Origin of the sequence: Sandaracinus amylolyticus (assembly GCF_000737325.1) — a bacterium.
Lineage (GTDB): Bacteria > Myxococcota_A > Polyangia > Polyangiales > Sandaracinaceae > Sandaracinus > Sandaracinus amylolyticus.
This window is the reverse complement of record NZ_CP011125.1, coordinates 869,870-889,924: the sequence shown is the minus strand read 5'-3', so window position 1 is coordinate 889,924 and position 20,055 is coordinate 869,870. Positions and strand designations below refer to the sequence as shown.

The following is a 20,055-nucleotide window of genomic DNA, read 5'->3' as shown; positions in this document are numbered from 1 at the left end:
ATCGCGCGCATCACCGCGCCCGTGATGGGCGCGGGCGATTTCCGTGAGCGGCCACGGTTGACACCCTGGGTGAGCGCTCTAGGGTCCGCGCGCGATGCGCAGACTCATTCTCATCTCCACCGTCGTCGCGCTGCTCGTGGGCTGCGGCGCGACGTGTCCCACCACAACCGCCTCGACCACCACCGCGACGACCTCGGGCGGCGAGCCGCGCGTCGTGTTCGCGCGTGCCGCGAGCGAGACGCCGCCGATCCAGCAGCAGCCGGTGCTCCCGCAGCCGAGCCCGCGCGCCGCGGTCGAGCAGACCGTCGGCGTCGCGAGCGTGCGCGTCGACTACAGCAGCCCGGGCGCGCGCGGTCGCACGATCTGGGGCGAGCTCGTCCCGTACGGTCAGGTCTGGCGCGCGGGCGCGAACCAGCCGACGCGCGTCGACCTCAGCGAGGACGCGACGATCTTCGGCACGCGCGTCCCCGCCGGCGTCTACAGCCTCTTCGTGATCCCGGCGCAGACCGGCGAGTGGACGATCATCCTCAACACCGACAGCCAGCTCCGCGGCGCGCAGGCGCACGACGCGAGCGAGGACGTCGCGCGCGGCACCGTCGCGGCGACCGACGCTCCGTCGCGCGAGCGGCTCTCGTACTCGTTCGACGACACGACCGAGTCGCGCACGAGCCTCGTGCTCGACTGGGCGGGCAAGCGCGTCGCGATCCCGATCGAGTTCGACACGGCCGCGCTCGTCGGCTCGCGCATCGACGCGACGGTCGGCAACGCGTGGCGCCCGCACTTCAACGCGGGCCGCTACCTGCTCGAGCAGGAGGGCCAGCAGGCGCGCGCGCTCGAGATGCTCGAGCGCTCGGTCGCCATCCAGTCGACGTGGTGGAACGAGTGGTTCCTCGCGCGCGCGCTCGACGCGAACGGCCGTCGCGCCGAGGCGATCCCGCACGCCGAGCGTGCGCTCGAGCTCGGCGCGGGCGACCAGACGTTCGACGGCTTCTTCGCGCCGCAGGTGCGCACCGCGCTCGAGGAGTGGCGCCGGTGAGCGAGACGCGCGAGCGCATCGTGGAAGTGGCGCGCGCTCGCGCGACGATCGCGCCCGCCGTGCTCTCGGCGCTCGAAGCGCAGAACGCACGGTGGGGCGCCAGCGCGGCGCGTCGGGCCTCGCTCGACGCGCTCGCGCGCGGCGCGGTGGTGGTGGTGACCGGACAGCAGCTCGGGCTCTGCCTCGGGCCGCTCTACACGCTGTGGAAGACGGTCTCGACGATCCGCCTCGCGCGCCAGCTGAGCGCCCAGGGCATCGAGGCGGTGCCGCTCTTCTGGATGCAGACCGAGGATCACGACTGGGACGAGATCCGCACGGTGCGCTGGCTCGGCGCGGAAGGGCTGCGCGAAGCGAGCCTCGCGGAGCGCGGCGCGTCGCGCGCGCGCACGTCGATCGCGCACGAGCGCTTGGGCGCGGAGATCGACGCGGTGCTCGAGGCGCTCGACCTGCGGCACACGGAGCACGGTGCGTGGCTGCACGCGCTGCTCGCGGAGCACCATCGGCCCGGCGCGTCGCTGCCCGACGCGTTCGGCGCGGTGCTGACGACGTTGTTCGAGCTCTACGGGCTGCTCACGCTGCAGCCGCGTGATGCCGCGTTCGCGGCGCTCGCCGCGCCGATCCACCGGCGCGCGCTCGAGGCGCACGAGACGATCACGGCACGTCTGATCGCGGACGCCGCGCGGCTCGAAGCGGCGGGCAAGCGCGTGCCGATCCCGGTGCGCAGCGACTGCGCGCTCTCGTTCTTCCATCCCGAGGGCCCCGAAGGTCCGCGCTACCGGCTCGCGCCGCGCGGTGACGGATTCGCGCTCTCGGGCGCGACCCACACGCTGTCGCGCGACGCGCTCTTCGCGCAGGTCGAGGGCTCGCCGCTCGCGCTGAGCACGTCGGCGCTCTTGCGCCCGGCGCTGCAGGATCACCTGCTCCCGACCGCAGCGTACGTCGGAGGTCCGAGCGAGGTCGCGTACGCCGCGCAGCTGCCGCCGATCTACGAGGCGCTCGGGCTCACGATGGCGCCCTACGTGCGGCGCGCGAGCTACGTGGTGACGAGCGCCGAGGATCGCGAGGCGCTGGCCGCGCTCGATCTGTCGCTCGACGATCTGCGTCGCGACGACGAGTCGACGCTGGTGCAGCGCCTCGGGCGCGGTCCGCTGAGCGAGGAGCTCGAGCGACTGCGCGCGACGGTGCGCGACGGTCTCGCGAGCGCGCGCGCGGGGCTCGAGGCGATCGACCCGGGGCTCGGCAAGAGCACCACGAAGGCCGAGGAGTCGATCGAGCACACGCTCGCGAAGCTCCAGTCGCGCGCCGAGCGCGCGAACGCGGCGCGCCAGAACACGCGCATCACGACGCTGCGTCGAGTGATCGCCGCGCTGCGCCCGGGCGGCGCGCCGCAGGAGCGCGTGCATGCGCTGCCGTCGCTCGCGCACCTCGACGTGCGGCGGGTGATCGCGGCCGCGATCGAGCGCGAGCCCGGGACCGAAGGAGCCGAGGAGGAGATCGCGCTGTGAGCCGGCTCGAGATCGGCGTCGTCTGTCTGGCGTCGCTCGGAGGAAGCGGCACGGTCGCGGTGGAGCTCGCGCAGGAGCTCGCGGCGCGCGGACATCGCGTCACGGTGCTCGCCGAGGCGCGACCTCCGCGGCTGCGCGATGCGAGCGTCGGGTTCGCGCAGATCGTCGCGCCGGAGCATCCGCTCTTCGCGCAGCCCGACGCGCTCGCGCTCGCGGCGACGCTGATCGCGCGGCATCGCGAGCGCCCGTTCGACGTCGTGCACCTGCACTACGGCGTGCCGCACGCGGTCGCCGCGCACCTCGTGCGCGAGACGCTCGGCACGTCGGGCCCCGCACTGGTGCTCACGCTGCACGGCACCGACGTGACGACGTTCGGCGCCGACGCGCGCTACGCGAGCGTGATCGCGGCGTGCTTGCGCTCGGTCGACGCGATCACCACGCCGTCGGCGTTCCTGCAGCGCGCCACGCAGCAGGCGTTCGACGTCGCGCCGATCGTCGTGCCCAACTCGGTCGATGGCCGCGTGTTCCGACCCGAAGCCGCGGATCGCGCGCGCGTCGACGAGATCTTCGGTGGGCGCCGCGCCGCGGCGACCCTGGTCCACGTCTCGAACTTTCGCCCGGTGAAGCAGACGCGCGCGCTCGTGCCGATGATGCAGCACCTGACGCGCGCGCTGCCGGGCGGCGCGCGCCTGCTGCTCGTGGGCGACGGGCCCGAGCGCGATCGTGTCGAAGCGGACGCGCGCGCAGCGGGGATCGGCGACGCGCTGCGCTTCGTCGCGCCCGCCGACGATCCCGCGACGCTCGCGAGCTGGATCGCGGCCTGCGATCTCTTCGTGCTGCCGAGCGAGATCGAGAGCTTCGGGCTCGCCGCGCTCGAAGCGCTCGCGTGCGGCGTGCCGGTGCTCGCGCAGCGCGTCGGAGGCCTGCCCGAGGTCGTCCGCGACGGCGTGACGGGCGTGCTCGTCGACGCGCTCGACGCGCTGCCCACGGCCGCCGAGACGCTCCTGCGCGCGCCCGCGAGCGCACGCACCGCCATGTCGATCGCCGCCGCGCGCGACGCGCGCGAGCGCTTCTCTCCCGGCGCCACCACCGACGCGTACGAGGCGGTCCATCGCCGCGCGCTCGGCGCCTTCCGCAGCCCTCGGAGCGACTGATGCCCAGCCTCTGGATCCTCGGCCTCGCCGGCGTGCTCTCGACCCCCGACGCAGCGCAGCTCCACGACGAGCTCGCGCGTCTGTCCACCGGCGTGCGCGTGATGTACGTCGCGGCACATCCCGACGACGAGCACACCGAGCTGCTCGCGTACCTCGCGGGCGCGCGCCACGCGCAGGTCGCGTATCTCTCGCTGACGCGAGGAAGCGGCGGACAGAACCGCATCGGCGCCGAGCAGGGCGCGGCGCTCGGCATCCTGCGCACCCAGGAGCTGCTCGCGGCGCGCCGCATCGACGGAGCGCAGCAGCTCTTCACGCGCGCGCTCGACTTCGGCTACACGAAGTCCGCCGAGGAAGCGCTCGCGACGTGGGGCGAGGACGCGATCCTCGAGGACGTCGTGCAGGCGATCCGCACGTTCCGCCCGCACGTGATCATCACGCGCTTCCCCGAGCGCGGCGAGACCCACGGGCACCACCTCGCGTCGGCGCGCCTCGCGCGACGCGCGTTCGCGCTCGCCGCCGATCCGAGCGCGTACCCGCAGCAGGTCGCGCGGCTCGGCACGTGGAGCGTGACGCGCCTCGTCCACGACGTGCCGCGCTTCATGGGCGCGACGGTGCCCGAAGGTCCCTACGTCACGCTCGACGTCGGCGCGTTCGATCCGTGGCGCGGCCGCTCGTATGGCGAGATCGCCGCGACGAGCCGCAGCCAGCACCGGAGCCAGGGCTTCGGCACGATGGGCCGTCGCGGACCCTCGGTGATCCGGCTCGTCCATCTCGAGGGCGCGCAGGCGCAGCAGGACGTGCTCGAGGGCATCACGCCGACGTGGCAGTCGCTCGAGGGCGCGGCGCCGCTCGGACGTCAAGTCGCGAGCGCGCTCGATGCGTACGATCCCGCGCATCCCGAGCGCAGCGTCGCGCCGCTCCTCCGCGCGCGTCGTGGGCTCTCCGCGCTCGCGGCCAGCCCCGATCGCGACGCGCTGATCGTGTGGATCGACGCGCTGGTCCCCGCGCTCGCAGGGCTCTTCGTCGACGTGCGCGCCGAGCGCGCGATCGTGCATCCGGGCGAGACGCTGCCGCTCTCGATCGAGCTGCTCGCGCGCACCGCGCTCCCGGTGCGGCTCGAGTCGATCGCGCTCGACGCCGAGGTCGAAGGCGGCGCGCGCCGCGCGCTGCAGACCGCGCCCGTCGCGCCCGTAGCGCTCGAGCCCGGCGCGGCGGCCACTCCATCGCTCGAGATCACCGTGCCCGCCGATGCCGCGCCGAGCGTGATGCACTGGCTGCGCGCCGATCCCGAGCCCGGCCGCGAGCACGCCGAGGGTGATGCGCGCATCGCGCCGTGGACCGATCCCGCGATCGCCGCGACGCTGACGTTCACGATCGACGGCGAGCGCGTCGCGGTGCGTCGCGGCGTGCGTCACGTGCGCGCGGATCCCGTGCTCGGCGAGCGCGTGCGCGAGCTCGAGGTGCACCCTGCGCTGCTGCTCACGCCCGAGCGTCCGGTCGCGCTCGCCGCCCCCGGCGCGAGCACGACGTTGCGCTTCGCCGCGCGCGGCGCGCCCGGTCGCTACGAGGTGCAGCTCGACGCGCCGCGTGGATGGACGTTCTCGCCGGCGACGACGACGCTGGAGGTCGACGCATCGGGGCGCGGCGAGCTGCGCGTCGAAGCACGCGCGGCCGCCGACGCGCAGCCCGGCGAGGTGCGACCGCGATGGCGCGCGCCGGGCGGTGAGCTCGCGGCCGCGCTCGAGGTCAGCACGCTCGACTATCCGCACGTGCCGGAGCGATCGGTGCTGCTCCGCACGCGCACGCGTGTGCTTCCGGTCGCGCTGCGCTCGCTCGCCGGACAGCGCTGGCGCGTCGGCTACGTCGAGGGCACCGGCGACGGAGTCGGCGCCGCGCTCGGCGAAGCGGGCATGGACGTCGTGCCGCTCGACGTCGCGGCGTTCGCCGGCGATCTCTCGCGCTTCGACGCGATCGTGATCGGCGTGCGCGCGTTCAACGCAGTGCCCGAGCTCGCGGCGCAGCACGCCGCGCTGATGTCGTACGTCGAGCGCGGCGGCACGCTGATCGTGCAGTATCAGACCGAGAACCGGCTCGAGCAGGTGCGCGCGCAGATCGGCCCCGCGCCGCTCACGCTCGGGCGCGGACGCGTGACCGACGAGACCGCGGCGGTGGAGCTCCTCACCGCCGATCATCCCGCGCTCACCACGCCGCATCGCATCGCGGCCGCGGACTTCGAGGGCTGGGTGCAGGAGCGCGGTCTCTACTTCGCGGAGCAGTGGGACGCGGCGTACACGCCGCTGCTCCGCATGCGCGATCCCGGCGAGGCGCCGCAGGACGGCGCGCTGCTCGTCGCGTCGCACGGCCAGGGTCACTTCGTCTACACCGGGCTCTCGTTCTTCCGACAGCTGCCCGCGGGCGTGCCCGGCGCGTATCGGCTCCTCGAGAACCTGATCGCGCTCGGTCGTCCGGCAACCGATGCGCCCCGTGCCGCGCTCGACACGACGGAGGACGAAGAGCCCGCGCCGTTCGGCACGTGGCGCGGCATCTACGCGGGCGTCGCAGCGCTGCTCGTCGTGCTGATCGCGGTCTTCTACTGGATCAGCCGGAAGTTCTCGTGAGCGCAGCCGACTGGATCGTCCTCGTCGGCACGCTCGGCGTCATCGCGTTCTTCGGCGTCTACAAGGCGCGCAGCGTCAAGACCGCCGAGGAGCACATGCGCGGCGGTCGCGAGCTCGACTGGATCACGGTCGGGCTCTCGGTGATGGCCACGCAGGCGAGCGCGATCACGTTCATCTCGGGCCCCGGCCAGGCGTTCTCCGACGGGATGGGCTTCGTCCAGATCTATCTGGGCCTGCCGCTCGCGATGATCCTGATCTCGGCGCTGATGGTCCCGACCTATTTCCGCCTGCAGGTCTACACCGCCTACGAGTACCTCGAGCGTCGCTTCGATCTGCGCATGCGCCTGCTCACCGCGGCGCTCTTCCTCGTGCAGCGCGGGCTCGCCGCGGGCATCACGATCTACGCGCCCGCGATCCTGCTCTCGTCGGTGCTCGGGTGGTCGCTCAACGTGACCAACGCGGTGATCGGCCTGACCGTGATCGTCTACACGGTGACCGGCGGATCGCGCGCCGTCGCGCAGACGCAGAAGCAGCAGATGGCGGTGATCCTCGTCGGGATGATGATCGCCGCGGGGATCCTGATCGCGCAGCTCCCCGAGTCGATCGGCGTCGGCGACGCAGCGCGGCTCGCGGGCGCGACGGGGCGCATGAACGTCGTCGATCTGCAGCTCGACTTCTCGACTCGCTACAACGTGTGGTCGGGCCTGCTCGGTGGGTTCTTCCTCGCGCTCTCGTACTTCGGCACCGATCAGTCGCAGGTGCAGCGTTATCTCGGCGCGCAGTCGATCGCGGCGAGCCGCATGGGGCTGCTCTTCAACGGCGTGCTGAAGATCCCGATGCAGTTCGGGATCTTGTTCGTCGGCGTGCTGCTCTTCGTGCACTACCTCTTCGCGCCCTCGCCGATGATCTTCGACGAGCCGCTCGTCGATCGGCTCGAGGCATCACCCGCGGCCGCCGAGCTCACGCAGCTGCAGGGCGAGTGGGACACGGCGTGGGCCGAGCGGCGCGACGCCGCGGAAGCGTTCGCGATCGCGCGCGACACCGCCGACGAGCCCGCGGCGCGCGCGACCTACGTCGCCGCGGTCGAGCGCAGCGACGCGATCCGCGACGAAGCGCGCGCGCTCGCCGCGCGCACCGTGCGTGACGGAGGACGCGAGGACACCGACTTCGTGTTCCTCCACTTCATCCTGAACGCGCTGCCCGCAGGGCTCGTCGGCTTGTTGCTCGCGGTGCTCCTCTGCGCCGCGATGTCGTCGACCGCGAGCGAGCTCAGCGCGCTCGGCACCACGACGACCGTCGACTTCTACAAGCGCGTCTTCCGGCCGAACGCGTCGGACGTCGAGCAGCTGCGCGCGTCGCGCATCTTCACCGCGCTCTGGGGCCTCATCGCGCTCGGGTTCGCGAGCTGGGCGTCGCTCTTCGACAACCTGATCGAGGCGGTGAACATCCTCGGATCGATCTTCTACGGATCGATCCTCGGCATCTTCTTGACCGCGTTCTTGCTCAAGCGCGTCCACGCGCGCGCCGTGTTCTACGGCGCGCTCGTCGCGCAGAGCGTGGTGCTGCTGCTGGTCGCGGTCAGCGACGTCGCGTTCCTCTGGTACAACGTCGTCGGCTGCGTGGTCGTGATGATCACCGCGCCGATCTTCCAGCGCTATTCGGCGGGCGCCGGCTCCTCGACCTGACGCACCTTGCCCGTCAGCCAGAACGACGGCGAGAGCAGCGGCGAGTAGTCCGGCTTCACGATGCGTTCGAACTCCTCGCGCGTGCGCTCGCCGCGCGCGATCGAGCACTTCGCGCACGCGCACGTCTCGGGGCCCGCGCGGTACTCGCTGCCCGCGAGCTTGTCCCAGAGCTTGAAGAAGAAGCCGGTGTGCATCGGCTGCATCAGCGTCGAGCGCGCGTGGTGGATGTAGTGCTGGAACGCGGTGTTGATCCACGGGTGGTGCGCATCGGGCCAGCGCAGCTCGTAGCCCCAGTGCAGGTAGACGCCGTATCCGTAGAAGAACGCGCCGTACGTCAGGAAGAGCAGATCCATGTTGATCGGCATCAACATCGGGATGAAGAGCAGCGGCGCCGAGCGGATCAGCTGATCGAGGTGATCGTCGGCGATCACCGCGAACGGCGTGGGGTTCGCGAACGCGTGGTGGGGCTTGTGCTGCTTCCACCAGAACGCGCGCGTGTGGCCGAGCCGGTGATAGGCGAACTCGTAGAGATCGGATCCGATCCACACGACGAAGAACGTGAAGACGAGATATCCGACGCCGTATCCGCCGAGCCCGCCGTACGCCTGGGACCAGCCCGCGTCGACGAGGTGCAGCGCGATCGCCGGGCACAGCGTCGCGGTGTAGATGCCCTTCAGCATCTGCAGCACCTCGCGACGGATCATCACCGGCTTCGGGAACTGCGGGTTCGTCTTGTAGCGCCAGGTCTCGAACGTCGGGCGCCAGTAGTAGCGGCGGAAGAGCGCGCCCGACATGAGCATCGTGAGCGCGAACGCGATCACGGTCAGCGCGAGCCACGTGGTGAAGAAATTCCCGCGTTGGGCGAGCTCGTAGAGCATGGTTGCGAGCGCAACAGTGCCCGGAGAACGGGTCGATCGCCACGTATGCAGATGTGCGAGAAAAGGCGTGCTTCGGTGCTGCGCACGGAACCTGCTCAGCGCGTCTCGCATGACGACCCTGCGGACTGCACTCCTCGTCTCGATCACGCTGCTCCTCGCCGCTGGATGCGCGAACCAGCTCGGCAGTCCAGAGCGCGATCAAGGACACGATTCCTTCGAGATGACCGCCTCGAGCGAAGAGCTGCTCGAGGGCTGGGCGCGCGAGGGCGAGTGGCTCGTCTCGCCGGTGCTCGAGGTGCCCGATGGGGTCAGTCGTGCCGGTGCGGTCGTGGGGCTGACGAGCCCCGGCGAGATCCCGGCGATGGAGGCTCGAGTCCTCTCGGCGGGTGACCCGACCGGCCACTGGACCGCGCTCGGCGCGACGTGGAGCGAAGAGGATCAGCACGTCGCGGTCGCGGACCTCGGCGCGATCGGTGACGGCGCGCAGCTGCGCATCCGCGCAGACGCCGTCGAGATCGTCCAGCTCCTGCGGTGGACTGCGACGATCCCCGACGTGGGCGCGGAGATCGAGACGCCCGAGGACGACCTCGGCGTCGCACGCGAAGCGCTGCGCACCGAGCTCCACGGGCTCGGCATCGTGACCCGCGAGTCGTGGGGCGCGCGCGCGACGCGCTGCACCGACGGCGACGCGCGCAAGACGCGCTTCGCGGTGCACCACACCGTCACGTCGAGCACCGATCCCGCGCGACAGATGCGCGGCATCCAGCACTTCCACATGGACACCCGCGGATGGTGCGACGTCGGGTACCACTTCCTCGTCGGTCAGGACGGGCGCATCTACGAAGGTCGCCCGCTGCAGCTGCTCGGCGCGCACGTCGGCGGGAACAACAGCGGCAACATCGGCATCTCGTTCATCGGCTGCTTCCACACGAGCGGCTGCGGTGGGCTCGGCGCGAGCCGTCCGAGCGACGCCTCGATCCAGATCGCGGGGCGCCTCGTGGGCACGCTCTCGCGTCTCCACGGCATCACCGTCGACAGCGCGCGCGTGCGTGGTCATCGCGATCACTCGGGGCAGTCGACGACGTGCCCCGGCGATCACCTGCGCGAACGTCTGAGCGAGATCATCTCGGTCGGCCGCACGCAGACGCTCTCGGGCGGCACGCCGACTCCCACGCCGACGCCCACGCCCACGCCGGGCGCGAGCTGCCGTCACACGTTCGGCGGCAGCTACACGAACGCCGCGTGCTCGGCGAGCTACCAGTGCTGCGACGGAACGTGGCGCACCCGCGGTGCGTGTGGTGCGTGCACGTGCGTCGAGACGAGCGGCGAGACCGGCTGCAGCGCGGGACCGCCGGCGGGCGCGAGCTGCACGCACTCGTTCGGCGGTCGCTACGCGAACACCGCGTGCTCGTCGGCCTACCAGTGCTGCGACGGAACGTGGCGCGCGCGCTCGAGCGGCGGATGCGGCACGTGCCTGTGCACCGAGGCGAGCGGTTCGACGGGCTGCGGCGCGTGATCAGAGATCGACGTGGTGCACGACGAGCCGCTCGCCGGGCGGCGGCGGAACGCGCAGCCAGGTGACGCGCGACGCGAGGCACGAGAGCGACGACGCGCCGCGCACGCCGGTGGGCAGCTGCACGCCCATCAGCGTGAGCGAGCCGTCGGGGCGCACGGACACGCGCAGCGTGATGCGCCCTGCGATGCCGGGGCTGAGATCGGGCACGCACTCGATCAGCGACGCGCGCATCGCGTCGAGCGCCGCGTGCACCTGGCCTTCGTCGTAGCGACTCGGCGGAGGAGGCGGAGGCGGAGGGGGCGGAGGCGGAGGAGGCGGCGGCGGCGGGACGATCACGCCGCCGATCGCGATGCGCAGCGTGCCGTCGAGCGGAGTCGGCAGCGGACGCGAGAGCAGCGGCTGCACCCAGCGACGGATCGCGAGATCGATGCACGCCTCGGCCTGCGCGCTCCGCGGGCGCAGCGTCTGGGTGATCGTCACGCCGCGGCGCGCCGAGACTCGCACACGCGCGCGGAGCGACGCGCGCACACCGGGCATCGTCTCTTCGATGCAGCGGCGCACCTCGGGCTCGGCGCCGTCGAGCGCGGCCTGGAGATCCGCGTCGTACACCGGCGGTGCGATGCGGCGCGCGCGCGCCCCGCTCGCGCCCGGACCGAGCACGTCCTCGAGGTCCGCCTCGGCCGCGCGATCGGCGACCCGACCGTCCTGCGCGCGGACGCTCGAGGTCGCGCACAGCAGGAGCACACCCACGACGATCGCTCGGCTCACTCGGATGAGAAACGCGCCGCCGCGAGCGCCTTGGGCGCTCATCCGCCGCTGCCACAGCGGATCGCGAGCGCGATCACGGCGATCACCGCCGCGATCAGCGCGCGCGCGAGGGCAGCGGTGCTCGGGCCGCTCGCCGGCTCGCGCGGGGCGCGCGTGGTGCTCGTGACGCGCGGCGCGCTCGGATCGAGCTCGGGAGGCGCGTCGAGCCCGCGCGCGATCAGCGCCTCTCGCGCGATCGCGCGCGCCAGTGACGACTGCGAGGCGCTGCGCGCGATGAGCTGGAGCTCCTCGTCCTCCGCGTCCGCGAAGCGCGCGCGCAGCTTCTCCTCGTCCGCGCTCACACGCCGCGCTCGTCGGCGCGCCAGGCCTGGATGCGCTTCCAGAAGAGCTCGGTGAACGCCTCGATCTCGTGCGCGGGGAACAGCGCGGAGACCTTCTGTCGGACCGCGTCGTACGCCTCCGCGGTGGAGAAGAACTCGCACGCGACCTCGTCGAGGTGCGCGAGGTGCTTGCCGCAGAACTCCTCGAACTGATCGCGCTCGAAGCGCTGGTCCGCGACCTTCGCGTAGTGGTCGAGCTTCTCCTCGTACGAGAGCTCGCCCGCCGCGATGCGATAGAAGGGATCCCAGTCGAGCGTGCGGCGCATCGGACGCTTCGTCGCCGCGCAGAACACGCTCCAGCGGATGTACGCCTTCACGAGCCACGGGAAGTGGTAGTGCAGGCTCGTCACCTGCGAGTCAGGGCACGGATTGGCGTAGTCGATCGGGTACCAGACTCCGTCCTTGCGGAGCGCTTCGCAGGAGTTGAACTCCCAGCCGAAGAACGCATTGATCGTCTTCGTCACTTTGGCGAGGTGCTCTTCTTCCGCCTTCGGGATGAAGTCCTTGGCCATCGTGTAGCGATCGTGCAGGGGCGCGCTCGGATCGTAGAGCACGCACTTCGTCTGCGGCCCGAACCCGATGCAGCGCACGAATCGATCGAAGCCGTTCACGCCCGCCTGGAGGTGCATGACGGACTTCCCGCTCTCCTCGTACGCCTGGCGGAGCTTGGTGGTGTCGTCGATCTTCGTGACGCCGCGCCAGCCTCCGCCGTCGTAGGGCTTCATGAAGTGCGGATATCCGAGCTTCTCGGCGATCTTCGAGAGATCGAAGAGCTTCGCGTAGCGATTCAGCGTCGGACGGAGATCCGCGGTCGGCTCGTACGACTTCGGCGGGACCATCCACGTCTCCGGGATCGGCATGCCGAGATGCATCATCGCCGCATAGGACGTGTGCTTCTCCATGCTCTGCACGGACCACGGATTGTTGAAGACGTAGAGGTCGTTCATCACGACCCCCTTTTTGATCCACTCGCGCGACGTGTGATACCAGTGCGTCAATCGGTCGATCACGACGTCGTATTTGACGGGCTGACGGAGATCGAACGGCTCGATCGTCACGCGCTCCACGTGGAAGCGGATCGTGTCGCCATCCTTCGTCGGGATGCGCAGATCGAGCCGCTTCATCAGGTGCTCGTAACAGAGCGGCCAGCAGATGTCGGCGCCGAGCGAGAGCCCGATGTTCCGAGTGATCTCCGTCATGCGCGCGGGATCGTATCCGAACCCGGCCACGCCCGACGAGCCCGATCGCGATCGCCGTCGCTCCACACGCGCGACGCGGGAGCGGCCCACCCCACCCTACAGCCGACGAGTCGGCGAGCCGTCCCGCCGAGGCGCCTCACTCGTAGATCATCATGAGAGGCCCCGGATACAACCAGGAGAGCCCCTCACGAAGTCGATCGCGCCAGTTCTCCCAGTTGTGCCCGTCGCGCGCCTCGACGAGCTTCACCTGCATGCCAGTTCCGTCGAGCAGCGGGACGAGCGAGCGATTCTCGTAGATCAGCGACTCGTACACGCCGCACGAGAGGAACACTCGCTCGCTGATCGCCGTGGGCTCGGCGCGGAACGCGTTGACGAACTCGACCACTCGATCGAAGAGCGGCCCACGTCGATTGCGACGACCGATGTCGGTGAACGCGAACGATCCCGACTGGAGCAACAATCGCCCGTAGAACCCGGGATACCGCCACGCCGTCGACAGCGACGCGACACCGCCGAAGCTCGCGCCCATCAGGCAGCGCGACTGCGGACGATCCTGCAGCGGCAATCGCTTCTGGAGATCGGGGACCAGCTCTTCGGTCAGGAACTTCGCGTGGCGCTCGTCGTTCGCGTACTCGCGCAGACGATCCGGCGAGTCCGTGAACACCACGATCACGTCGGGGATCTCGAGACGGTGGATCAGGTTGTCGAGCACCGTCTTCATCGACGCGTAGTTCAGATAGTCACTGCCGTCGTGCACGATCATCAGCGGATAGAGGCGCGTGCGCCGGAATCGCGCCGGCAGATAGACGTGTCCGTGGCGCACGGCGCCGAGGGCCTTGCTGTGGAACGCGAAGGGCTCGAGCACGCCAGGCCGCGCGAGCGGATCGGGGCGCGTCCACTCCGGCACTTCGTAGCCCACGCCCTGCAGCACGGAATTCGCGCCGAACGGGTCGCGCGCGCGATGCGGGTTGAGCGGATCTTCGATCCACTGGGAGTGGCCGTTCCGGTGGATCTCGAGCTTGTACTCGACGCGTGATCCCGGCGGGACCTCGAGCACCAGATACCAGAGGTCGGTGTTCTGGATCCGCTGCAGCGCGGAGTTCGACTCGAGCCCGTAGACCCAATGGCGCAACGTCACGCCGTCGGCGTCGCCGCGGAAGACGAACGTGACGCGCCCACCCTCGACGATCGGGAAGCGACGGCCCGCCATCCACGCGTCGACCTTCGCGCGATCGGGCTGGCTCGCCTCGAGCTCGTGGATCGCGAGGAGCTGCGACTGCGTCATGCCCATTCCTCGGGAAGGAGATCGTCGGTGGGCTGCACCGGCGCGCGCGTGCCGTCGATCGAGAGGCGCAGCACGCGATGCGGCGAGCCGAATCGACCGTCGCGATACGTGATGCGCGCGCCGGCAGGCATCGCGAGGCATCGCGCGGGCGCGAACCGGCGGGCCATCAGCGCGACGCGCTCGGCGTCGTCGAGCCGCAGGCGCGTCTCGGGGTGCGGCAGCGGGACCACGCCGGAGCAGAGCGCGAGCCCGCGATCGAGCACCTCCGACGCGCCGGGGCCCTGCGGCGGCGAGTCGTGGAAGAGCACGACGCGATCGGAGATCGCCATCGCGCCCGCGGCCCACGCGAGCACCACTTGCCCGTCGATCAGCTCGGCGATCCCGAAGAGCCGCAGTCGATTCAGCAGCGTCGCGACGTGCCCGCCCGCGATCGCGATCGCGACGGTGTCGCGGAGGATCTCGGCGATCTCGTGGCGATGACGAGCGATGGAGTCGCGCTCGAACGGCCGCCACGCCGCGTCGAACTCCGACTCCACCTTCGCGCACTGTCCGAGGTGGTACTCGTCGAGGAGACGGATCGCGCCGATCGACGCGGCCTCTTCTTCCGCGAGGATCTCGGGCGGCGCTTTGCGCTGGCGGATCACGTGGTTCGCGTCGAGCTCGTGCTCGAGGCGGATGCGATAGAAGTCCTGCTTGTGACGCAGCCGCTCTTGCTTCTTGCGGTGCGCGGCGTGGAGCTCGGGGTCGGCCCGGAACGCCTCGTCGGCGCGGCGGTGCAGGCGCAGGTTGATCGTGCGTTTGCCGAGGTGCTCGTGGAGGTCCGAGTCCTCGCCTTCGCGCTCTTGCCAGCCGGCGGTGATGGTCGCGATGGGGCCATCGAGGCCGAGCTCGGCGGCGGCTGCGCCGAGCGTCGGATCGAATCGCTGCGCGCCCAGCAGCACGATGGCCCGCGGCGGTCTCGGAGTGCTCACGAGGGCCGCGATGCTACACGCGGATCGCGCCGAGCGCGATCGACGTTTCGCACGCGCCGATCATCTCCGACGTCAGGAGATGTGGAAGAGCAGCGAGAGACCGGCGGTCCACAGCACCGCGCCCTGCGGCAGCCCGTGGAAGTGCGTGAGGAGCGTGTCGGTCACCACGCCGTGGAGCGCGGTCTCGATGCCGATCGAGAATTCACGCGCCACGTGGAAGCGCGATCCGACGACGATCATCGGTGCGACACCGACCGCTGCGCCGCGCCCGCCGAGCACCTGCATCTGGATCTCGGCGCCGAGCTGGCCGTAGAGCGCGAGCTCGAACATCGGGCGCCACGCGAGCTCGACGAACGGCGTGAGCTCGTTGTGGATGCGGTCGTTCGCGCCGACCGTGCCGCCGCCGATGTCGCGCAGCCCGAACGCGAGGAATTCCGAGGGCATGAACGCGACGTGGAGGCCGCCGAGCATCGTGAAATCGTACCCGTCGACGCGCTGAACGCTGCCCATCAGCGTCTCGAGCCCGATCCGCATGAACGGCTCGCGCGACACGCTGCGAGTCGCGACGACCGGCGTCGTCGTGGCGTGGGCCTCGGTGGTCGCGCTCGAGCTGCGGATGCGAACTCCGGGCTCGACGTGCGTCGTCTCGGCGACGACCTCGGGCTCGGCCGGCTCGATCTGCGCCGCCTCGGCCTCGGCCGGCGCGACGCTCTCGCTGTCCGCGACGATCTCGGTCTCCGCGACGATCTCGGTCTCGGTCTGGGCCTCGGGCTCGGGCGGCGTCTCGGTGGTGGCCTCGGGCTCGGCCGGCACGCGCCGCGCGCGCAGCATCGCGAGCAGCTCGCTCGCTTCGTCGCGCACGAGGTTCGCGATCACGATCACCACGCTCGCGACGCGCTCCTCGGCGTCCTCGGGCAGCACGATCGCGCGCGTCAGCCGCGTCCCGTCGGCGCGCTCGTGCTCGACCGCGATCTCACCGCGCCCCGTCGATCGCAGCGCGATGATCGTCGTGCCCTCGCGACGGCGGCGCGCCACGGCGCGCACCCGCACGTCCGTGTGCAGCTCCTCCGCGAGCGCGCGCCGCACGCGCTCGACCTCGACGCTGCGCGCATCGAGCCCGCGCGTGACGAGCTCGATCGCGCCGACCTCCTGCGCGCTCGCCGCAGCGCACCAGCCCAGCGCGGCGATCATCGCGATCGCCGCGCCCATCACGATCTCTCGCGCGCTCATTCGCCCAGCGCCTCGACGAGCTCCGCGGCCTCGCGCTGTCGATACGTCCCGTGCTCGCCCGCCGCGAACGGCACGAGCGCGTCGCGCGCTTCGCCGTCGCGACCGAGGCGCACCAGACAGAGCGCGCGGTTGTAGCGCGCCTCGAGCGCGAATCGCCCCGAGGGATACGCATCGAGATAGCGCTCCCACGCCGTGAGCGCGCCCGCGGGATCACGCGCGTCGAAGTGAAGCGCGTGGGCCTCGCGATACGCACGACGCTCCGCGGGATCGACGCCCCGCATGCGACCGTCGTCGTCGTCCTCGTCGTCTTCGATCTCCGGCGCGCGCTCGCGCTGCTCGACGACGACCGGCTCGGGCATCGGCTCGATCGGCGCGACGATCTCGGGCTCGGGCTCCGCGACCTCGATCACCTCGCGCGGCGCGACCTCACGCACCGGCGGCGGCGCGACCTCGGTCGTGCTCGGCGCCGGCTCGTCCTCACCGAGCCACGCGTCGAGGCGACCGGTCGACCACGCCCACACCGTCGGCACGCCGAGGCCCAGCGCGAGCACCGCCGCCGCGGCCATCGCGAACATCGTCCGCTGCGTGCTCGCGCGCCGGCTCGCCAGGATCTTCGCGCGGGTGCGCGCGGCCTGATCCGACTCTCCGCCGACCTCTTCGCGCATCGCGCGCCCGGCGCGCGACAGCATCGCGTCGAATTCGTCGTCGTTCATCGGCGCACCTCGATCCCTGCCGCCCGCGCCTCGGTGCGGGCCTCCGACTCGAGCATCTCGCGCATCTTGCGGCGCGCATGGAAGAGACGCGTGCGCACCGTCGCCTCGGGCACGCCCATGATCTCCGACGCCTCCACCGACGTGCGCTCCTCGACGACGCAGAGCACCACCGCGACCCGCTGCTCCATCGGGAGCGCATCGAGCAGCCGGCGCATCGTCTCCGCGAGCTGCCTCCGCTCCTCCGCCGCCTCGAGATCCGGCGTGCTGTCGCGCGGCTCCGCGTGGAGCCGCTCGAGCGCGCCGAGCCTGCGTGCCGTCGCGCGCTTCGCGTGCCGCGCGTGGTTGCACGCGATCGACACGATGTACGTGCGCAGGCTCGAGCGACCTTCGAAGCGACGCACCAGATCGGGCAGCGCGACGAACACGTCGTGCACGAGATCCTCGGCGGCGGCCTCGTTGCCGAGGAGGCGGCGCGCGAACGCGCGCACGGCCTCGTGATGGCGATCGTAGGCCTCACCGAGCGCGGCGGCGTCCCCGCGCTTCAGCCGATCGACGAGCGCCTGCTCGCTCGACGCGGGAACCTGGTGCGCGGTTCGTCCGAGCACGGCGGCGGTTATGGCGGTGGCTGCCGAGAACAGCAAGACGCGTCTCCTGTCGTCCGTCGCTCGATCAGTCCGCTTCGCGCACCGTGATCGAGCCGCTGCCCGCACGCGCGCGCACCCGGAATTCACCGCCGCCGTTGATGGCGCCGCTGAAGCTCTCGCCGGACTCCGACACACCACCGGCGCGCACCGTCACGCTGCCGCTCCCTGCATCGAGGTCGAGGCTCATCCCCGCACCTCGGGGGATCACCAGCGTGATCGAGCCCGAGTCGGTGCCGAGGATCACGTCGCCGTCGAGCGGCGTCGTGAGCTCGAGCTCGAGCGAGCCCGAGTCCGCCGAGAGCTCGCCGTGGCCTCCGAACGATCCATCGATCGAGCCCGAGTCGGTGTCGGCGAGCACCGGCCCGCTCATCGCCATCGTGATCGAGCCCGAGTCGGCCATCAGCGTGCCGCTGCCCGCGACGACGTCGATCGAGCCCGAGCCCGCCTGCAGGATCACCTCGTCCGCGTCGCGCAGCCGGATCGAGCCCGAGCCGGTGTGGATGTTCACGAAGGGCGCGTCGAGGCCCGCGGCGTCGACGGTCGCGGAGCCCGCGGACACGTCGAGCTCCGTGCCGATCTGTTGCTCGATCGCGACGGAGTCGACCCAGACGGACTCGGCGGCGGGGCCTCGATACGCGAGCCGGAGCTCGACCACCGAGTCGCCGCCGTCCTGCAGCGCGACCTCCATGTCGCTCGCGATCTGATCGGGATCGTCGCCGACCCCGACGAGGCCCGAGATCGTGACCTCCGCGGAGGCGCCGGGCCGATCGGCACCGCGAATCACGAGATCGCCTCCGTCGAACGTCGAGCCGAGGCCGTCGATGTCGACGCGGAGCTTGGTGATGGCCGCGTCGTGCTCGGCGGGCACCGCGCGGGTGAACGGCTCGGCGTTGAAGGTGCAGCCGGTGGCGAGCGCGAGGACGAGAGACGTACGGATGAGGGCGCGCATGAGAGCTCCTGCGAAGCGTGGATCAGTCGATGTGGAAGGCGAAGGCGAGACCGCCCTGCAGGACGACGGCGCCCTGCGGGAGGACCTCGTTTCCGAAGAGGAAGCCGTCCTCGGTCACCGGCACGTGCATCGCGGACTCGACCGCGATGCTGAAGATCTCGGCGACGAAGAAGCGGACGCCGCCTCCGATGAACGGCGCGAACCCGACGGTGCGGCCCTGCGAGCCGCCGAAGCGCGCCTGCACGCCGGCGCCGACCTGCGCATACGGCTGGACGCGCTCCCAGAGCGGCATCGTGAGCTCGAGCGCGGGCGAGACGCTGATCGCGTGGCGATCACCGACGAGCGTGGACGCGTGCGAATAGCCGACGCGACGTGCGCTCACCGAGAGCCAGGGCAGGACGCGGAAGCCGAGGTCGAGACCGGCGGTCCACGTGGGCGCGATCTCGTGGTGCGGCGCGTCGCGCAGACCGACGAGACCGGAGAGCCCGATCGAGAAGAAGCCCGGCGCGAAGACGTCCGGCTCGGGCTCCGGCGCGGCCTCGACGACCGGCGCGGCCTCGACGACCGGCGCGGCCTCGACGACCGGCGCGGGCTCGACGACGAGCGTCGGCTCGACCGGCGGTGCGGCCTCGACGACCACCGGCGCGGGCGCGATCGGCTCGCTCGCTGGCGGCGTGGGCTCGGCGGGCACGATGATCACGACGTCCTGAGCGAGCGCGCGCGGCGTCACGGCGAGCGCGAGCACGAGGGCGGAGACGAAGAGCGAGAGATGGCGGGTCACGGGCGGCTCCAGCGGGGGTTCGACCCTGCGTGCCCGCTCCTCGCGCGACCGTTCACGAAAAAACGCACGCGCTCCGATCCCGGTTTTCGACCAGAATCGCGGCCGTGCGCACATCCATTCGCGCCCTCGCTCCGCTGATCGTCGCGCTCGGCCTGTGCGCGCCCGCCGCCGCGCAGGAGCACGAGCGCCCACCCGCGTCGCGATGGAGCCCGGCGGGGACGGTGCACCTCGTCCTGCAGGCGGGCGCGATCGGTCAGCTGCTCGCCGAGCCGGAGGACACGTCGTTCTTCGCGGGCGGCGAGCTCGCGGTCGGCGCGGACGTGCGGCTCGCGCAGGAAGCCCACCTGCGCGCGCTGCTCGTCGGCGCGGGACAGACCTACGACGACCAGCGCCTGACGCGCGCCGATGGAGAGGTCGTCGAGCGCAGCGGCACCGGGTTCGTCACCGGCGGCGTGCGCTTGATCGTCGGGCTCGTGCTCGTCCCGTTCCTCGCGCTGCGCGTCGGCGCCGAGCTCGGCTTCGAAGGGATCGCGAGCGTCGGCCGCATGACGTCGTACGGCGGTGGGCTCGTCGAGGCCGCGCTGCGGCTCACCGACGAAGAGCGGCTCGAGCTCCTGCTGCAGGTCGCGGTGCAGTCACGCGCGCGCGGCCGATGGGTGCGCACCGATCCGCCCAGCGACGCCGAGAGCGAGCACTTCCCCGCAGGGCGGCTGATGCTCGGCGTCGGCTGGGTGTTCTGAGCG

18 protein-coding genes are annotated in these 20,055 nt (G+C 71.6%); 7 read left to right on the top strand and 11 right to left on the bottom strand.

All coding sequences use genetic code 11. The features are described from left to right. The first annotated feature begins 94 nt into the window (after positions 1-94). Genes DB32_RS03560 through DB32_RS03540 form a run of 5 tightly spaced genes read left to right on the top strand, consistent with a single transcriptional unit; the run spans position 95 to position 7,998 of the window. Positions 95-1,036 carry a DUF2911 domain-containing protein gene (locus tag DB32_RS03560; protein ID WP_053231006.1) on the top strand — a complete coding sequence of 314 codons (942 nt, stop codon included), beginning with the start codon at positions 95-97 and terminating at the stop codon, positions 1,034-1,036. Then, entirely contained in the window at positions 1,033-2,541 is a 1,509-nt protein-coding gene (bshC, locus tag DB32_RS03555; RefSeq protein ID WP_169791324.1) for a bacillithiol biosynthesis cysteine-adding enzyme BshC, read from the top strand. The genes DB32_RS03560 and bshC overlap by 4 nt, the downstream gene beginning before the upstream one ends. After that, positions 2,538-3,695, top strand: a complete 1,158-nt coding sequence (gene bshA / locus DB32_RS03550; RefSeq protein WP_075097439.1) for an N-acetyl-alpha-D-glucosaminyl L-malate synthase BshA — start codon at positions 2,538-2,540, stop codon at positions 3,693-3,695. Before bshC ends, bshA begins: the two co-directional genes overlap by 4 nt. Next, positions 3,695-6,313 (top strand): PIG-L family deacetylase, encoded by a 2,619-nt coding sequence (locus DB32_RS03545; RefSeq protein WP_053231004.1) that lies wholly within the window; start codon positions 3,695-3,697, stop codon positions 6,311-6,313. Before bshA ends, DB32_RS03545 begins: the two co-directional genes overlap by 1 nt. Beyond that, entirely contained in the window at positions 6,310-7,998 is a 1,689-nt protein-coding gene (locus tag DB32_RS03540; protein ID WP_053231003.1) for a sodium:solute symporter family protein, read from the top strand. Before DB32_RS03545 ends, DB32_RS03540 begins: the two co-directional genes overlap by 4 nt. On the opposite strand, the gene DB32_RS03535 is transcribed toward DB32_RS03540, so the two are convergent. Next, positions 7,968-8,876 carry a sterol desaturase family protein gene (locus DB32_RS03535; protein WP_053231002.1) on the bottom strand — a complete coding sequence of 303 codons (909 nt, stop codon included), beginning with the start codon at positions 8,874-8,876 and terminating at the stop codon, positions 7,968-7,970. The two genes, DB32_RS03540 and DB32_RS03535, sit on opposite strands and share 31 nt — an antisense overlap. Positions 8,877-9,096: 220 nt before the next feature. Here DB32_RS03535 and DB32_RS03530 point away from each other — a divergent pair, with 220 nt between their 5' ends. Then, positions 9,097-10,392, top strand: a complete 1,296-nt coding sequence (locus DB32_RS03530) for a peptidoglycan recognition protein family protein (protein ID WP_169791323.1) — start codon at positions 9,097-9,099, stop codon at positions 10,390-10,392. Here DB32_RS03530 and DB32_RS03525 read toward each other — a convergent pair whose 3' ends face one another. The 10 genes from DB32_RS03525 to DB32_RS03480 form a co-directional block, all read right to left on the bottom strand. Then, on the bottom strand, positions 10,393-11,160 hold the full coding sequence (locus DB32_RS03525) for a hypothetical protein (RefSeq protein WP_157068680.1): 768 nt from the start codon (positions 11,158-11,160) through the stop codon (positions 10,393-10,395). A 38-nt stretch (positions 11,161-11,198) separates the two neighbouring features. After that, positions 11,199-11,501 carry a hypothetical protein gene (locus tag DB32_RS03520; protein ID WP_053230999.1) on the bottom strand — a complete coding sequence of 101 codons (303 nt, stop codon included), beginning with the start codon at positions 11,499-11,501 and terminating at the stop codon, positions 11,199-11,201. Beyond that, positions 11,498-12,739, bottom strand: a complete 1,242-nt coding sequence (locus DB32_RS03515) for an ATP-grasp domain-containing protein (RefSeq protein WP_075097808.1) — start codon at positions 12,737-12,739, stop codon at positions 11,498-11,500. The genes DB32_RS03520 and DB32_RS03515 overlap by 4 nt, the downstream gene beginning before the upstream one ends. Positions 12,740-12,875: 136 nt before the next feature. Then, entirely contained in the window at positions 12,876-14,024 is a 1,149-nt protein-coding gene (locus tag DB32_RS03510; RefSeq protein WP_053238669.1) for an alpha/beta hydrolase-fold protein, read from the bottom strand. Further along, complete coding sequence (locus tag DB32_RS03505; RefSeq protein ID WP_157068678.1) at positions 14,021-14,995, bottom strand: type 1 glutamine amidotransferase family protein; 975 nt, start codon at positions 14,993-14,995, stop codon at positions 14,021-14,023. The genes DB32_RS03510 and DB32_RS03505 overlap by 4 nt, the downstream gene beginning before the upstream one ends. 72 nt (positions 14,996-15,067) lie before the next feature. Beyond that, the gene (locus tag DB32_RS03500; protein WP_053230996.1) at positions 15,068-16,225 is read right to left on the bottom strand and encodes a hypothetical protein; all 1,158 of its coding nucleotides are present in this window, start codon (positions 16,223-16,225) and stop codon (positions 15,068-15,070) included. Then, on the bottom strand, positions 16,222-16,938 hold the full coding sequence (locus tag DB32_RS03495) for a tetratricopeptide repeat protein (RefSeq protein ID WP_053230995.1): 717 nt from the start codon (positions 16,936-16,938) through the stop codon (positions 16,222-16,224). Before DB32_RS03495 ends, DB32_RS03500 begins: the two co-directional genes overlap by 4 nt. Beyond that, positions 16,935-17,579 (bottom strand): RNA polymerase sigma factor, encoded by a 645-nt coding sequence (locus tag DB32_RS03490; protein WP_240481155.1) that lies wholly within the window; start codon positions 17,577-17,579, stop codon positions 16,935-16,937. Before DB32_RS03490 ends, DB32_RS03495 begins: the two co-directional genes overlap by 4 nt. Positions 17,580-17,607: 28 nt before the next feature. Continuing rightward, complete coding sequence (locus tag DB32_RS03485) at positions 17,608-18,531, bottom strand: DUF4097 family beta strand repeat-containing protein (RefSeq protein ID WP_053230993.1); 924 nt, start codon at positions 18,529-18,531, stop codon at positions 17,608-17,610. 22 nt (positions 18,532-18,553) lie between these two features. Next, entirely contained in the window at positions 18,554-19,312 is a 759-nt protein-coding gene (locus DB32_RS03480; protein WP_053230992.1) for a hypothetical protein, read from the bottom strand. A gap of 104 nt (positions 19,313-19,416) precedes the next feature. Between DB32_RS03480 and DB32_RS03475 the strand changes: the two genes are divergently transcribed. Next, positions 19,417-20,052: a hypothetical protein gene (locus DB32_RS03475; protein ID WP_053230991.1), complete on the top strand. Its 636-nt coding sequence runs from the start codon at positions 19,417-19,419 to the stop codon at positions 20,050-20,052. Positions 20,053-20,055: the final 3 nt, after the last annotated feature.

Coding starts and splice junctions, on each gene's coding strand:
- DB32_RS03560 (WP_053231006.1), top strand. CDS start 95: ATGCGCAGACTCATTCTCATCTCCACCGTCGTCGCGCTGCTCGTGGGC.
- DB32_RS03545 (WP_053231004.1), top strand. CDS start 3,695: ATGCCCAGCCTCTGGATCCTCGGCCTCGCCGGCGTGCTCTCGACCCCC.
- DB32_RS03535 (WP_053231002.1), bottom strand. CDS start 8,876: ATGCTCTACGAGCTCGCCCAACGCGGGAATTTCTTCACCACGTGGCTC.
- DB32_RS03530 (WP_169791323.1), top strand. CDS start 9,097: ATGACCGCCTCGAGCGAAGAGCTGCTCGAGGGCTGGGCGCGCGAGGGC.
- DB32_RS03515 (WP_075097808.1), bottom strand. CDS start 12,739: ATGACGGAGATCACTCGGAACATCGGGCTCTCGCTCGGCGCCGACATC.
- DB32_RS03510 (WP_053238669.1), bottom strand. CDS start 14,024: ATGACGCAGTCGCAGCTCCTCGCGATCCACGAGCTCGAGGCGAGCCAG.
- DB32_RS03500 (WP_053230996.1), bottom strand. CDS start 16,225: ATGAGCGCGCGAGAGATCGTGATGGGCGCGGCGATCGCGATGATCGCC.
- DB32_RS03495 (WP_053230995.1), bottom strand. CDS start 16,938: ATGAACGACGACGAATTCGACGCGATGCTGTCGCGCGCCGGGCGCGCG.
- DB32_RS03485 (WP_053230993.1), bottom strand. CDS start 18,531: ATGCGCGCCCTCATCCGTACGTCTCTCGTCCTCGCGCTCGCCACCGGC.